At 64.9% G+C, this 14,038-nt stretch carries 12 protein-coding genes; 7 read left to right on the forward strand and 5 right to left on the reverse strand.

Annotation, left to right across the window (positions count from 1 at the left end):
* Window positions 1-43 precede the first annotated feature (43 nt).
* Genes SO139_RS36315 through SO139_RS36325 form a run of 3 tightly spaced genes read left to right on the forward strand, consistent with a single transcriptional unit; the run spans window position 44 to window position 2,888 of the window.
* Window positions 44-1,177, forward strand: coding sequence for an MlaE family ABC transporter permease (locus tag SO139_RS36315; protein ID WP_449383352.1), 1,134 nt, complete (start codon window positions 44-46; stop codon window positions 1,175-1,177).
* Between the two features lie 2 nt (window positions 1,178-1,179).
* Window positions 1,180-1,950 carry an ABC transporter ATP-binding protein gene (locus SO139_RS36320; protein WP_027528623.1) on the forward strand — a complete coding sequence of 257 codons (771 nt, stop codon included), beginning with the start codon at window positions 1,180-1,182 and terminating at the stop codon, window positions 1,948-1,950.
* A gap of 17 nt (window positions 1,951-1,967) precedes the next feature.
* Window positions 1,968-2,888 (forward strand): MlaD family protein, encoded by a 921-nt coding sequence (locus SO139_RS36325; RefSeq protein ID WP_498541517.1) that lies wholly within the window; start codon window positions 1,968-1,970, stop codon window positions 2,886-2,888.
* Window positions 2,889-2,898: 10 nt separating this feature from the next.
* On the opposite strand, the gene SO139_RS36330 is transcribed toward SO139_RS36325, so the two are convergent.
* The 4 genes from SO139_RS36330 to SO139_RS36345 form a co-directional block, all read right to left on the reverse strand.
* A complete protein-coding gene (locus SO139_RS36330; protein ID WP_498541518.1) occupies window positions 2,899-3,384 on the reverse strand; it encodes a hypothetical protein in 486 nt (161 codons plus the stop codon).
* 88 nt (window positions 3,385-3,472) lie between these two features.
* On the reverse strand, window positions 3,473-3,910 hold the full coding sequence (locus tag SO139_RS36335) for a type II toxin-antitoxin system VapC family toxin (protein ID WP_498541519.1): 438 nt from the start codon (window positions 3,908-3,910) through the stop codon (window positions 3,473-3,475).
* Window positions 3,907-4,209 (reverse strand): hypothetical protein, encoded by a 303-nt coding sequence (locus SO139_RS36340; RefSeq protein ID WP_449383368.1) that lies wholly within the window; start codon window positions 4,207-4,209, stop codon window positions 3,907-3,909. Before SO139_RS36340 ends, SO139_RS36335 begins: the two co-directional genes overlap by 4 nt.
* A gap of 173 nt (window positions 4,210-4,382) precedes the next feature.
* The gene (locus SO139_RS36345; RefSeq protein ID WP_498541520.1) at window positions 4,383-10,055 is read right to left on the reverse strand and encodes an apolipoprotein A-IV repeat region-like domain-containing protein; all 5,673 of its coding nucleotides are present in this window, start codon (window positions 10,053-10,055) and stop codon (window positions 4,383-4,385) included.
* A gap of 399 nt (window positions 10,056-10,454) precedes the next feature.
* Between SO139_RS36345 and SO139_RS36350 the strand changes: the two genes are divergently transcribed.
* Together SO139_RS36350 and SO139_RS36355 are read left to right on the forward strand one after the other, a co-directional pair.
* Window positions 10,455-10,832: an Hpt domain-containing protein gene (locus SO139_RS36350; protein ID WP_498541521.1), complete on the forward strand. Its 378-nt coding sequence runs from the start codon at window positions 10,455-10,457 to the stop codon at window positions 10,830-10,832.
* Window positions 10,833-11,051: 219 nt separating this feature from the next.
* Window positions 11,052-11,372, forward strand: a complete 321-nt coding sequence (locus SO139_RS36355; RefSeq protein WP_027528626.1) for a 2Fe-2S iron-sulfur cluster-binding protein — start codon at window positions 11,052-11,054, stop codon at window positions 11,370-11,372.
* Window position 11,373: 1 nt separating this feature from the next.
* Here SO139_RS36355 and SO139_RS36360 read toward each other — a convergent pair whose 3' ends face one another.
* Window positions 11,374-11,850: an acyl-CoA thioesterase gene (locus tag SO139_RS36360; protein WP_498541522.1), complete on the reverse strand. Its 477-nt coding sequence runs from the start codon at window positions 11,848-11,850 to the stop codon at window positions 11,374-11,376.
* Window positions 11,851-12,037: 187 nt separating this feature from the next.
* Here SO139_RS36360 and SO139_RS36365 point away from each other — a divergent pair, with 187 nt between their 5' ends.
* Both SO139_RS36365 and SO139_RS36370 read left to right on the forward strand, forming a co-directional pair.
* Window positions 12,038-13,066, forward strand: coding sequence for an NAD(P)/FAD-dependent oxidoreductase (locus tag SO139_RS36365; RefSeq protein WP_449383345.1), 1,029 nt, complete (start codon window positions 12,038-12,040; stop codon window positions 13,064-13,066).
* Window positions 13,067-13,173: 107 nt separating this feature from the next.
* The gene (locus SO139_RS36370; protein ID WP_449383344.1) at window positions 13,174-13,773 is read left to right on the forward strand and encodes a DUF2147 domain-containing protein; all 600 of its coding nucleotides are present in this window, start codon (window positions 13,174-13,176) and stop codon (window positions 13,771-13,773) included.
* The last annotated feature ends 265 nt before the right edge of the window (window positions 13,774-14,038 follow it).

Here is a 14,038-nt window from a genome sequence, read left to right on the forward strand (position 1 = left end):
ACCATCTCTTCTCATCCGAACCCTTCGCTAGGGAGCGGACATCTTGAACGGCGATCCAAAGCTGGAGCGGATTGCCAAGGGCAACGCGCTGGCACTTTGCGCCACGGGAACCTGGACCGCGAGCTTCGCGCCGGCCCTGGAGCGTATGGTGGCTGACGCCGAAAAGCTCGCCGGCAGCCAGCCGAACATCTTCATTGACGTCTCCGAAGTCTCCAAGCTCGACACCTTCGGCGCCTGGCTGATCGAGCGGCTGCGCCGTAGCCTGACGCAAGGCGCGGTCGAGGCCCAGATCGCAGGGCTCTCGGCCAACTATTCGAGCCTCGTCGACGAGGTGCGGCGGGTCAAGGCGACGCCGGTCATCGAGACCGGCACCATCACCATCACCGGCATGCTGGAGCAGATCGGCCGCGGGGTCGCCGGCCTCACCGGGACCGTGACCGATCTCGTCGACATGCTCGGTGCGGTGCTCGCAGCCAGCGGTCGCGTGCTGATCCGTCCGCGCTCGTTCCGCCTGACCTCGACCGTGCATCATCTCGAGCAGGTCTGCTGGCGCGCGGTGCCGATCATCGTGCTGATCACATTCCTGATCGGCTGCATCATCGCGCAGCAGGGCATCTTCCATTTCCGCAGGTTCGGCGCCGACATCTTCGTCGTCGACATGCTGGGCGTGCTGGTGCTGCGCGAGATCGGCGTGCTGCTGGTCGCGATCATGGTCGCCGGACGCTCGGGCAGCGCCTACACCGCCGAGCTCGGCTCGATGAAGATGCGCGAGGAGATCGACGCGCTGCGCACCATGGGCTTCGATCCGATCGAGGTCTTGGTGCTGCCGCGCATGTTGGCGCTGGTACTGGCGTTGCCGATCCTCGCCTTCCTCGGCGCGATGGCCGCGCTCTATGGCGGCGGGCTCGTTGCCTGGCTCTATGGCGGCGTCGATCCGGAAGCCTTCCTCTTACGGCTGCGCGACGCGATCTCGATCGACCATTTCATCGTCGGCATGGTGAAAGCGCCGGTGATGGCGGCGGTGATCGGCATCGTCGCCTGCGTCGAGGGCCTTGCGGTGCAGGGCAGCGCGGAATCGCTCGGACAGCACACCACCTCGTCGGTCGTGAAGGGCATCTTCTTCGTGATCGTCATGGATGGCGTGTTCGCGATCTTCTTTGCATCGATCGGGATGTGATGATGGCACCCGAAATTCAAGACCCCATCATCCGCGTTCGCGACATCACTGTGCAGTTCGGCGCAACGCGCGTGCTCGACGGGCTGAACCTCGACGTCAAGCGCGGCGAGATCCTCGGCTTCGTCGGTCCCTCCGGCGCCGGCAAATCGGTGCTGACGCGTACCATCATCGGCCTCGTCTCGAAGGTCGCCGGGCGTATCGAGGTGTTCGGCGTGGATCTGGATTCCTCCAATAGCTCGCAGCGCCGTGGCGTCGAACGGCGCTGGGGCGTGCTGTTTCAGCAGGGCGCGCTGTTCTCCTCGCTGACGGTGCGGCAGAACATCCAATTTCCGATGCGCGAATATCTGAAGGTCTCGCAGCGCCTGATGGACGAGATCACCATGGCCAAGCTCGCCATGGTGGGCCTCAAGCCGGAGGTGGCCGAGCGCTTTCCGTCGGAGTTGTCGGGCGGCATGATCAAGCGTGTCGCGCTGGCCCGTGCGCTGGCGCTAGATCCCGAGCTGGTCTTCCTGGACGAGCCGACATCGGGCCTCGATCCGATCGGCGCCGGCGATTTCGATGAGCTGGTCAGGACGCTCCAGCGCACTTTGGGACTGACCGTTTTCATGGTAACGCACGACCTCGACAGCCTCTATACAGCTTGCGACCGCATCGCCGTTTTAGGGAACGGTAAGATCATTGCTGCAGGGTCGATCGCCGACATGCAGGCTTCGCAGCATCCCTGGTTGAGGCAGTATTTCCATGGCAAGCGCGCCCGCGCGGTCATGAGCTGATGTAGCCGGAGCATTTGATGGAAACGCGGGCGAATTACGTTCTGATCGGGTCCTTCACGCTGGCGGTGATCGCCGCGGCGATCGGCTTCGTGCTGTGGTTCCAGTCGCTGCACACCACCAAGCAGCGCAGCCCGCTGCGGGTCGTGTTCGAGGGACCGGCGGCGGGCCTGCGCAACGGTGGCAGTGTCAACTTCAACGGTATCCGGGTGGGTGAGGTGGTCTCGGTGAAGCTGGACAACCCGCGTCGGGTTGTCGCACTCGCCATGGTCGAGAACAACGCCCCGATCCGCAAGGACACCCTGGTCGGCCTCGAGTTCCAGGGCCTGACCGGTGTTGCCGCGATCTCGCTGAAGGGCGGCGAGGAGGCGGCCCCGGCGCCACCGCTCGACGAGGACGGCATCCCGACGCTCACCGCCGATCCCAACAAGCTCCAGGACGTCACGGAGGCCATCCGCGGCACGCTGCAGAACATCAACAAGCTCGTCGCCGACAACCAGGAGTCGGTGAAGAACTCGCTGAAGAATCTCGAGACGTTCACGACCTCGCTCGCGCGCAACTCAGAGCGCATCGATGCCGTCATGGGCAAGGTCGACGGCGTCATGCTCAAGGCCGACAGTCTCATGCTCGGCCTCAACACGCTGGCTGGCGGCAGGGACGGCGGCGAGCTGTTCCAGGCGGTGAAGTCGATCCGCGAGCTCGCCGATGATTTCGACAAGCGCTCCGGCGCGCTGATGACCGACGGCCGCCGCACCCTCGGCGACATCAGCCGCGCGGTGAACAATTTTGACCGTAACCCGACCCGCGTCCTGTTCGGCGCCAGCAACAGCAGCGCGCAACAGGCGCCGCCGCCGGCCGAACCGCCGAAGCCGGCGCCTGCGCCTTCGAATGCGCGCGCCACAGCGCCAGCTCAGGCCGCGCAGGGGCAGAAGCGGCAGTAGGCGCAGGACGCTAGTCGCTTCCCTGTCTAGGTATCCAGCGGAAATCGATATCGTCTGCTTCAATGATCCACACGAACGCTTTGCACTGAGCGCCGTAGGCCCATTCGATCTCATGAACCAAGTGGCCGCGATCTGAAATTCGAAACTCGTCATAGCGCCAATCGCCGTGCGACCGCGCATTCGGCGAAAGCTCTTGAAGCGAGCAGGCGTACACCGTCGGATACGTAATCTCGATGTGGCCATCATGGTACGCACCGAGCAAACGAAGCATGATCGAACAGGATCGCTGGCGAGGCTGAGGGGCGGGCTTCTCCAATATTTGCAGCGACTCCAGCCAGGCATCATGCGGGCAGCGGTGATCCCTCGGATTGTAGAACCAGTCGGAGGTTGCAAGTTCGTAGGCGCGAGGTGGAAAAGTGGTCCGCTTTTCGGCGAGATAGGTTTCGTACCGCTCGAATGCACGCTTGACCGCAGGGTATTTGTCGTCGCCCCTCATCCGAGAGAATGAAGACCATGGCCAATTCCTGTTCGACGTGCTTGCTTGAAACTATGACAGCGCCATCTGGCGCAGTTCAATGCCGACATTAGTCCGTTTCGCGCCCTCGCAACGGGTTGACGAATTTCAGCCCTGCGAAATCCTTCTCGTTGTCCGTCATGACAACACATCCATGAACCTCCGCCACGGCCGCAATGATCATATCGAGCGCGCTGCGAGGCCCGCCGTTCGCAGTCCCACCTGCCATTAGCCGCGCCCAGACAAGGCTCGCTTGCTCGTCGAAAGGCAGTACGCGGCCCGCGAATAGCGACGGGGGCCCTTCAGGGCCCGCGAACCAAGCTTCCAATGCGCGGCGCTTTCTTCCCGCTGGTTTCTCCAGGATGCCTCGTCGGATTTCTCCGATTGTCAGAGCTGAGACGAACAGATCGTGATCATTCTGTTCGGCCATCCATGCCAGCAACGTTGGCGACGGACTTGGTTTCGTGACATTGCTGATGATGTTGGTGTCGAGGAGGTAGCGCGTCACAGATCAACCTTGCGGCCCGTGTCGCGCGCGCGGGTGACGTTGAGATCGGTCCCGACAAGCGGTGAGCGACGCAAGGCGGCGAGGATGCCACCCTTGTTGGGCGATGGCCCGGCGATCGTCTGACGAACAGCAGAACGGATCCGTTCAGCTTCTGCAGTATCTTCGGCAAGCTGCTTGGCGAGGGATCGGATCAATTCGCGGTCGGCATCGAGGCCGAGCACCTCGAACCGCGCCATGCCGCGCTTGGTCAATCGAGCCCGGTAGTTTCGAAGTGCTTTTTTTTGCGCAGTATTGGCCATCGCAGCCATCCGTACGTGTTATATCCTGACATATATCCAGATAAAGTGCCAGTGCAAGCCTGCTGATATCGCTTCCGGCGCGAAAGTATCGCGGCCTAGCTTTTCGATACCCAAACAAGAACGGAGGCCGTGAGGCCTCCGCTTTTAATTTCGCTGTTTGCGAGCGTGACCGCTTACCCCAGCCGCCCTGCCGAGTGGGCGAGCAGGGTGTAGACGAGCCCCGTCTCCGAGGTGAGGTGGCCGCGCAGCTCCTGCGGGCCGCGGCCGTCGCGGGCGACTTCATCGAGCAGGCGTTCGAACTCCGCGATGTAGCGGTCGACCGTGCCCTTGAAGTTGCGGTCGGCGCGATACTTGCGGGCGACCTCGTCAAAGGCCTTCTGCCCGGCGGGCGTGTAGAGGCGCTTGGTGAAGGCCTTGTTCTCGCCGCGCTGGTAGCGGTCCCACATCTCGGCGGCGAGGTTGCGGTCCATCAGCCGGCCGATGTCGAGCGACAGCGACTCCAGCGGATTGCCGCCGTTTTGCGGGGCCTGCGGCGGCTGCGGAGCAGCCGTGCGGCCGCGCGGCCCTTCACGGCCGGTCGGGGCGGCAGGGCCGGTGTCGGCGCGGTTCAAGAGGTCCGACAGCCAGCCGTCGCGGCTCTGGTCGTTGCCGGCCGGTGCGACCGGCGGGGCTTCGGTGCGGCGCGAGGCGGGCATGCCGAGGTCCGGCGGCGGCAGGGTCGACGCGCTTCCGGTATCGCGCATGCGCGTTTCGGTGCCGCGGTTGCCGTTGGCGGTCGCCAGCATCGGTTCTTCCTGACGCGCAACCGAGGCGCGGCCCGCGGTCGTGACGTCGAGGCCGCGGCCGTGCTGGGCGACGATGCGGTTGAGCTCGGCGAGCGCCTCGATCTGGTCGACGATCACCTTGCGCATCTGCGCGGTGCTCTCGGCGGCCTCCTGCGGCATCTCGAGCACGCCGCGGCGTAGCTCGTTGCGGGTGGCCTCGAGCTCGTTGTGCATCTCGAACGCCATCTGCTTCATGCTGGCGACGAGATTGCCGAACTTCTCGGCCGACTGCTTGAACATCGTGTCCGCCTCGTCGGTAGTCTGGCGGTAGATGTCGTGCATCGCGTCGATGGTCTGGCGGTGCTCCTCTTCGGAAGCCGCGCGCACCGCCTCGAACTGGCGGGTGATCGCTGCAGATCCCGCACCGGCGGTCTCCGCCACGACGCGCGCGATGTCGCGGGCACGCTCCTCGGCCGCGGCGAGCGATTCATCGAGCAGGCCGGTGAAGCGCGACAGCCGCTGGTCGAGATCGGCGGTACGCAGGTCGATCGTGGTGACCAACGATTCCAGCGCCTGCTTGCGCTCGGCGAGCGAGGCGGTGGTGTTCTTGTTGCTCTGCTCGACGACGGCCGCGGCATCGACGAGCGCCTTGCCGTGTGCGTCGAACTGGGTCGAGAGCTCGCCGAGGTCGACCAGCGCCTTCGTGGTCTTGGTGTTGAAGACGTTGAGCTGCTCTTCGAGGTTCTGCGTCGCCGCGCCGTTGCGCGCGGTGACGTCGTTCATCGCCGAGACGAAGTCTGCGACGCGGGTCACCAGCGCACGCTCGAGCGAGTTGAGGTTGTCGTGCGCTCCGGTCAGCACCTCCTGAAGCAGGATGTTGCCTTCGCGCAGACGCTCGAACAAGGCAACGGTGTCGGTGCGCAGGATCTTGCTGGTCTCCTGCATCTCGGTGACCGCCGCGATCGAAACCTGGCGCGACTGGTCGATCGCCGCGCGCGAGGCCTGCTCGAGATCCCTGAGCGACTTGTTGACCGCGCCGGTCGCGACTTCGCTCGCCGCGTTGATGGTGCGTGCGACCTCGTTGCCGTTGCCCGACATCGACTGCGAGAACGCCTGGCCGCGCGTCTCGATCGACTTCAGCGCATCGGAGGTGACGCGGTCGATGTCGAGCGTGAGCTGGCTGGTCTTCGAGCCGATCGCGTCCACCAGCGTGCCGCGCTTGGCGTCGATCAAGTTCGACAGGCGGTCGGCCTGCTGCTGCACATAGGTGACGATCTCGTCGGTCTTGGCCGTCATGGCCTGGCCGAACGAGCCGCTGGCGGCGAGCACCGAGCGCTCGACGTCGGCCGAGCTCGACTTGACCCGCGAGCTTGCCTCGTTCGAGGCTGATATCAGCGCATTCTGAGCATTGAGCGCGCTGGTCTGGATGTCGTTGGTGGCGTTCGAGGTCGCCGTGCCGAGCGCCCGCTCGATGTCGGTCGAGATCGCGCGGATCTGGCTTGCCGCATCCGCCGACGTCGCGGTCAGCGACGACTGCGCCTCGCGTGCGCTGTTGAGGATCGCCGCCGCGGTATCGGCGCCGATCGCGGTGAGCGTCCGCTCGATGTCTGTAGACAGCGACTTGATCTGGCTCGCCGCTTCCGAGGAGGCGGTGACGAGCGTTCCTTGCGCGTCGCGGACGCCGGCCGTGAGCGCCTCGATGGTGGCGCCGCCGGCCATGGCCAGCGAACGCTGCATCTCGACGGCGAGCGATTTGACCTGGCCGGTCTGCTCGGCCGAGACCGCGAGCAGGGTGCTCTGCGCGTCACGGGCGCTGGTCGTGATCGTCTCCGCGGTGAACTGGCCTGCCTGAGACAGCGAGCGCTGCACTTCGGCGGCAAGCGACTTCACCTGGCTCGCCGCATCCGAGGACGCGGTGACGAGGGTGTTTTGGGCCTCGCGCGCGCCAGCCGTGATCGTCTCGGCCGTCGACGTGCCGGCCATCGAAAGTGAACGCTGGACGTCGGAGGACAGCGACTTGATCTGGTTCGCCGTCTCGGTCGAAGCCGCGATCAGCGTGCTCTGCGCGTCGCGTGCCCCGGCGGTGATGGCCTCTGCCGTCGTGCTGCCGGCCAGCGACAGCGAGCGCTGCACGTCGGCCGTGAGCGTCTTGACGTGGTTGGCGGCATCGGAGGAAGCGGTGATGAGGGACGTCTGCACCTCGCGCGCGCCGGCCAGGATCGAAGCTGCGGTGGCCGAGCCCGCCGCCGACAGGGTGCGCTCGACGTCGGCCGACAGGGACTTGATCTGGTTGGACGCTTCGCCCGATGCGGACACCAGGGTCGACTGCGCCTCGCGGGCGCTGGTCAGGATCGAGTTCGCAGCGCCCGTGCCGACGGCGGTCAGCGCGCGCTCGACCTCGGACGAGGTCAGCTTGAGCTGCGCATTGACGTCGGACGAGGTCGTCTTCAGCTGTGCATTGACGTCGGACGACACCGTCATCAGCGACTGCTGCGCCGTCCTGGCGCCGGTCTGGATGGTCTCGCTGGTGTTGACCACGAGGTTGGTCAGCGAACGCTCGGCGTCCTCGACATGCGAGCGGATGGTCGTGGAGATCATCTCCGCGCGCGACATCAGGTCTTCGCTGGCCTGACGTCCGCTGCTCTCGATGCGGCCGGCCACGGCCTCGACCCGCGAGCCGAGCAGGTCCTCGAACTGCGCAACACGCACGTCGATGTCGTTGGCGACAGAGCCGACCTTGGTCTCGATGGCCTGGTGGATTTCCTGGAAGCGCGCTGCGACCGTGCTGGCGAGAAGCGAGCTGCGACCGTCGATCGTCTCGGTCACGCCGGTGATGCGGCGGTCGACGGCTTCGATCGCCTGCGCGGTGCCGTCGGACAGGGTCGAGGTCAGCAGTGTGAGCCGCGAGTCGACCGACTGGACCGCCTGAGCCGCTGTGTTGGTCAGCGAGAGCGTGAGCTCGGTGAAGCGGGTATCCATCGACTGCAGCGCCTGCGCCGCGCCGCCGGTCAGCGACGTGGTCAGGTGCGTCAGGCGGGCGTCGATCGACTGGATCGCCTGTGTCGCGCCGTCGGTCAGCGACGCCGTGAGGTGGGTGAGGCGCGAGTCGATCGACTGGATCGCCTGCGATGCACCATCGGTCAAGGACGTCGAGAGTGTGCCGAGGCGGTTGTCGATCGTCTCGGTGACGGACTTCGCACGCGTGTCGAACGACTGTTCCAGCGCGACGACCCGGCCGCCGAGCTGATCGTCGAAGGTCTTGATGTGGCCTTCGATCACACCGTCGAAGTTGGCGAGCTTGCTGTTGAGCGAGCCGTCGAGGTTGGTGACGCGCTCTCCGAGCGTGGTTTCGAACTGCACCAGGCGCTGGTCGAGTGCCGCGGTGATCTCGCCGCCATTCGAGGTGAGGCGGGTGTCGAAATTGTCGACATAGGTCTTCAGCGTCTCGGCGATATCAGTCGTACGCTGGCCCATGCGCTCGACGATCTCGCCACCGAACGTCTTCACCGTGCGGTCGAACTCGGAGATGTGGCGTGTGATCAGCGCGCCCAGCGTGCCGGAGTCGCGGGCGAACCTCTCTACGAGATCAGCGCCCTGGTTCTTCACCAGCTCGTCGAACGCGCTCATCTGCAAGGAGAGGGAATCGTGCGCGGTTTCGGTCTGGCTCACGACCTTGGCGACCAGCGTGTTGACGGTGGCGTCGAGAGCCTCGCTCGCCTTGTCGCCGCTCGTCATGATGTGGCCGGCGAGCCGGTTGCCGGCGTCGTCGATCTTGGCGGAGAGGTCGCTAGAGCGCAGCTCGAGCTCGAGCAGAAGCGAGTCGGAGGAGTTCTTCAGGGAGTCGTGAACCTGCTCGGTGCGCTCCGAGATGCCGTCGACGATCGCGGATGAACGCTGCTCGAACTCGCCGGTGATGCGGTCGATGCGCTCGTTCAGCATCTCGTGGACGCGGTCGGCGAGGTCGACGAACTCGTCGTGGACGTGGCCGGTCTTGAAGTTGAGACTGGTGGTCAGCCGCTCGCTGGCATCGAGCACGGCGCGCGTGGTCTCGTTGCTGGCTTCCTCGAGGCGGTCGAGAAGGTCGCCGCCGCGCTCGCCGAGCGCGAGGATCATGTTGTCACCGGCATTGCTCAAGGCGCTGGTGATGTGGGCGCCTCGCTCTTCCAGGGCACCGGTGATGGATTTTGCGACCTCGTCGACGCGCGAGGCAATCGCGTCCGAGATCAGCGCGATGTCGTGGCGCAGGTCGATCTGCACACCGGAGATCGCGCTGCGGACCTGCTCGGCCTGGCCGACCAGGTTGTCGCGCTGATGCGCGATGTCCTGAAGCAGGGCGCGGATGCGCACCTCATTGTCGCTATAGGCGCGCTCGAGGGCGGCGACTTCGTTCGCGACCAGCGTCTCGAGTTCGCCGGCGCGCGCGATCGCGCGCTCGATGCCGTCGCCCATCGCCGCGACCTCGCGGCGGATGGCCTGGCCGACCGTGACCATCGAGTCGGAGGCCGAACCCTCCGGCTCGGAGAAGCGGATCGCGACCTGCGCCATCGCCTGCGCGATCATGCGCATTTCCTGGCCGCGCCAGACGAGGCTCGCGAGGAAGTAGAACAGCATGATGGGCGCGAAGAACATCGCGACGAGGCCCGCGATGACCAGCACGCCGCCGCTCTGGCCCATGGCGGCATGGATCGAGGGCAGGAAGCCGACGGACAGCGCAGCACAGGCCGCAAGCCAGATGCCGGCGAAGACGGTTGCGAAGGTGTAGACGTTGCGGGCAGGGCGGCCCTTCTGAAGCGCCTGGAGAAGCTGACCGATGGTCTCGCGGTCGTCATTGGCGGCGCGGCGCGGAGTGCGCGGCTCCTCGATCGGGTCGAACACCGGTCGCTCGGTCGCGGTGGGACGCGCCTCGAAGGTCGGCTCATCGAAGGAAGGCGGCGCCGGTGGCGGCAGCGGAGGCGCGTTGTCGGTGCGCACTGCAGAGGCGCGGCTAGTGTCCGCGGCCGTATCGCTGATGTTCAGGGCTTCCTGGATTGCAGAAAGCGCGACTTCCGTGGGGTCTTTGACCTTCTTGGGAGTGTTCGCCATGTTCAGTATGAGCCCTCGCTACTAGTACACGTGCCCCCGCGCGGCCAGCGTGTCGCGCAAGCCCACAGACCGGTTCATGCCGCTTACGCGGATTCGTTGCCGTCCCCCACCCGAGACGGCTTGTCCGCCAATTTCCGCAACATCCTATTGGCAGAGCGCTGCGAAAGAAATGGCCGCGATTAAGACAATCTTAATCATCGTTAACAGGATTGGGCCGTAAGGCCTTAGCAATAAATGAAATTCTCCACGGAACTCTGTCGATTGCGGCAACTTTTCGTCAATATGCGGGCGGAATTGGGTCAAAGGCACCTAACGTTCCATTAACCATTTCCGTGGTTGGGTGAGACGAAAGCTTCGCCGCCGGACCGGCGCGTTGCCAACGATGCCGGGGCCCGCGCCATGACGCCTGATCTGCAACGGATGGACTGGATGCCCTCGCCACCGCTTGCTCCCCTCGACCATCCCCTCGATCTCGACCATCTCGCGCGCATGACCCTCGGCGATGCCGAGCTCGAATCCGAGGTGCTCGCGATGTTCGCGGAGCAGTCGAGCCGGCTGGTCGCGGCGATGGCAGCGCTCCCCGCAGATGCATCCGCGCTGGCGCACAAGCTGAAGGGCTCGGCGCGCGGGATCGGTGCCTTTGCGGTGGCGGCTGCGGCCGCTGAGCTCGAATGCGCGATCCGGACCGGTGACAACCCGACTCGCGCCTTCGCCGTGCTGAAGGAGGCCGTGGCCGACGCCCGCGAAGCGATCGAGACGATGCTGCGCCGCGCCTGAGGCCGGGTCTCCAATTCCGCAAACTGCCCTGGGGCGACCGCACGAGAGCCCAGTTCTGACGTGCTCAGGACCGGGCTCAAGTCTTTTGTTCTGACGCGTTTTCTTCACGCGAATCGGTCTCCACTTCGCTCGAAAACGCTATGGCGCGGCGCCAAGCGACCCGTTATAGGACAGCCCGGACCCTCCCTCATTTCCAAAGCTCCGGCAGCACGAGCACACATGGCCAAAATTCACTATGTCGACCACAAGGGCGAAACCCGCACGGTAGAAGTCGAGAACGGCGCGACCGTGATGGAAGGCGCCATCCGCAACGCCATTCCCGGGATCGAGGCTGAATGCGGCGGCGCCTGCGCCTGCGCGACCTGCCACGTCTATGTCGACGAAGCCTGGCGCGAGAAGGTCGGCAGCCCGACGCCGATGGAAGAGGACATGCTCGACTTCGGCTTCGACGTGCGCCCGAACTCGCGCCTGTCCTGCCAGATCAAGGTATCCGACGAGCTCGACGGGCTCGTTGTGTCGACGCCGGAACGGCAGGCCTAACTTATAAATCTAGAGCTTTCGGCGGCGCGACCTCGATGCCGCGCTTGTGCCACGGCCTCAGCTTCTCGATGACCTCGGTGGTGAGCGGCGTCGGTCGCCGCGAGGGCTCTTCGATGAGGACGCCGACCGACATCGCGGAGGCAACGCATCTGCCTTCGCAGAACACGACCTGCTCGAAGGTCACCGACGTCCGCCCCAGCTTCACGACGCCGAGCCCAAGCTCGATCGTGCCCGGCCAGTGCAACTCGGCGCGGAAATGGATGTCGAGCCGCACCATGATCCAGGCGAGCCCCGGCGGCGTCAGCCCGATCTTGGGATCCTTCATCAGCGTGACGCGGCCGGTCTCGAAATAGGTGGCATAGACCGCGTTGTTGACGTGCTGATTGGGATCGAGATCGCCGAAGCGCACATTGTCGCTGAGACGATAGGGGAAATCCGCAAGGCACGGCGCTGAATCCAGGCGGCTTGGTGCATTCACCGGTTGATCTCCGTCATTTCCCCCGCCGTTACATCCCAGTTATCCTGTCCCGGCAAGTAGTCCTGCCGGCAGGCGGCCAATGCTTTTATGCCTTCCCTGGGCCGTTCTCGTTGGCTAGACAGGAACCGCGCCTTTTCCGTTGCCCGCCGGGCGCCGTCCAACCGATAACGACCGATAAAGAGACGACATGAGCGACGCGATCAAAACCGATGTGCTGATAATTGGCGCCGGCCCCTGCGGTCTGTTCGCCGCCTTCGAGCTTGGCCTTCTCGACATGAAGGCGCACTTCGTCGACATCCTCGACAAGGTCGGCGGCCAGTGCGCCGAGCTGTATCCGGAGAAGCCGATCTACGACATTCCCGGCATTCCGCACATCTCGGGGCAGGGCCTCACCGAGGCGCTGATGGAACAGATCAAGCCGTTCCACCCGACGTTCCATCTCGGCGAGATGGTAGAGACGGTGGAGAAGATCGGCGATCCCGCATTCCGCGTTACCACCGATGCCGGCAAGGTGTTCGAATGCAAGGTGGTGGTGATCGCCGCCGGCGGCGGCTCGTTCCAGCCCAAGCGTCCACCAGTGCCGGGGATCGAGGCCTATGAAGGCGCCTCGGTGCATTACTCCGTGCGCAAGATGGAGCAGTTTCGCGACAAGGAGATCTTGATCGTCGGCGGCGGCGATTCCGCGCTCGATTGGACGCTCAATCTGCATCCGCTCGCCAAGCGCATCACGCTGCTGCACCGGCGCGATGAATTCCGCGCCGCGCCGCACAGCGTGGAGCAGATGCGCGCGCTCGTCGCGAGCGGCAAGATGGATCTGAAGCTCGGCCAAGTCACCGCGCTCTCGGGCAGCGACGGCAAGCTCGCCGGCGCCACGATCAAGGGCAACGACAACAGCATCACCGAGATCGCCTGCGACACCATGCTGCCGTTCTTTGGGCTTACCATGAAGCTCGGCCCGGTCGCGAACTGGGGGATCGCGCTGGAGAACAACCTGGTGCCGGTCGAGACATCCGCGTTCGAGACCAACGTGCCCGGCATCTTCGCGATCGGCGACATCAACACCTATCCGGGCAAGATCAAGCTGATCCTGTGCGGCTTCCACGAGGGCGCGCTGATGGCGCAAAAAGCCCACCGTTACGTCTATCCGGAGAAGCGGCTGGTGTTCCAGTACACGACGTCCTCGTCCAGCCTGCAAAAGAAGCTCGGAGTCAACTGATCCGAGCCGGAACGAGGAGGGCACGCCGGTGTTTCTGGCGCTGGAACCCTTCGCGAAATAGCCTTAGTCTGCGGCCATTCCAGTCGTGGGTTAGCCAGGTGATCATAATGCGGAATAACTTTTCGAGCTTCCGACTGCTCTCGTTCGTCGCGCTCGGTCTCGCGCTGTCGCTCGCGATGCCGCGGCCCGTCGCAGCGCAGGCCCAGCAGCCCACGGCTGCGGGCCTCTGGCAGAAGATCGAGGACGGCAGGCAGGTCGGGTGGTTTCTCTTCATCGACCACAACGGCGTCTTCGAGGGCGTGATCGCAAAGACCTTCCCGCGCCCGGGCGATGATCCGAACGAGGCCTGCACCAAATGCACGGATGATCGCAAGAATGCGCCGGTGCTCGGCCTGTCCTTCGTGCGCGACATGAAGCGCGACGGCCTGAAGTATGAAGGCGGCAACGTGCTCAATCCGCGCGACGGCAATATCTGGAAGGCCAACATGAAGGTCAGCCCGGATGGTCAGACGCTCACCTTGCGCGGCTATCTCGGCATCTCGCTCCTCGGCAAGGACGAGAGCTGGACGCGCCTGCCGGACACCTACATCGCGCAGGTCGATCCCGCGATCGTGGCAAAATATCTCCCCGCGCAAGCCGCCGCCGCAAAGCCGCCCGCGCCCGCCACGAAGAAGGGCGGCGCAATGATGGCGCCGATGAAGCAGTAGGGGCGCGACGTCGTTCGCGCGGTCGTTGGTTTCCGGCCTTTCCGCGCACACCGCTGTCATTCCCCGCGAAGGCGGGGAACCCAGTACGCCGCGGCTTCTCCGTATCCTCGCACTGCCTCTGGAATACTGGATCGCCCGCCTGCGCGGGCGATGACAGTTGGAGTCGTGGATCGCACGCGCCCGAATCTCGTCATTGCGAGCGCAGCGAAGCAATCCAGGGTCTTTCCGCGGTGACAATCTGGATTGCTCACATGGGGAGTTGGTG

The organism is Bradyrhizobium sp. UFLA05-89 (assembly GCF_059803475.1).

Excerpts from the sequence above, each read along its gene's own strand:
- SO139_RS36320 (WP_027528623.1), top strand. The coding sequence starts at position 1,180 with ATGGCACCCGAAATTCAAGACCCCATCATCCGCGTTCGCGACATCACT.
- SO139_RS36325 (WP_498541517.1), top strand. The coding sequence starts at position 1,968 with ATGGAAACGCGGGCGAATTACGTTCTGATCGGGTCCTTCACGCTGGCG.
- SO139_RS36330 (WP_498541518.1), bottom strand. The coding sequence starts at position 3,384 with ATGAGGGGCGACGACAAATACCCTGCGGTCAAGCGTGCATTCGAGCGG.
- SO139_RS36340 (WP_449383368.1), bottom strand. The coding sequence starts at position 4,209 with ATGGCCAATACTGCGCAAAAAAAAGCACTTCGAAACTACCGGGCTCGA.
- SO139_RS36345 (WP_498541520.1), bottom strand. The coding sequence starts at position 10,055 with ATGGCGAACACTCCCAAGAAGGTCAAAGACCCCACGGAAGTCGCGCTT.
- SO139_RS36350 (WP_498541521.1), top strand. The coding sequence starts at position 10,455 with ATGACGCCTGATCTGCAACGGATGGACTGGATGCCCTCGCCACCGCTT.
- SO139_RS36355 (WP_027528626.1), top strand. The coding sequence starts at position 11,052 with ATGGCCAAAATTCACTATGTCGACCACAAGGGCGAAACCCGCACGGTA.
- SO139_RS36365 (WP_449383345.1), top strand. The coding sequence starts at position 12,038 with ATGAGCGACGCGATCAAAACCGATGTGCTGATAATTGGCGCCGGCCCC.
- SO139_RS36370 (WP_449383344.1), top strand. The coding sequence starts at position 13,174 with ATGCGGAATAACTTTTCGAGCTTCCGACTGCTCTCGTTCGTCGCGCTC.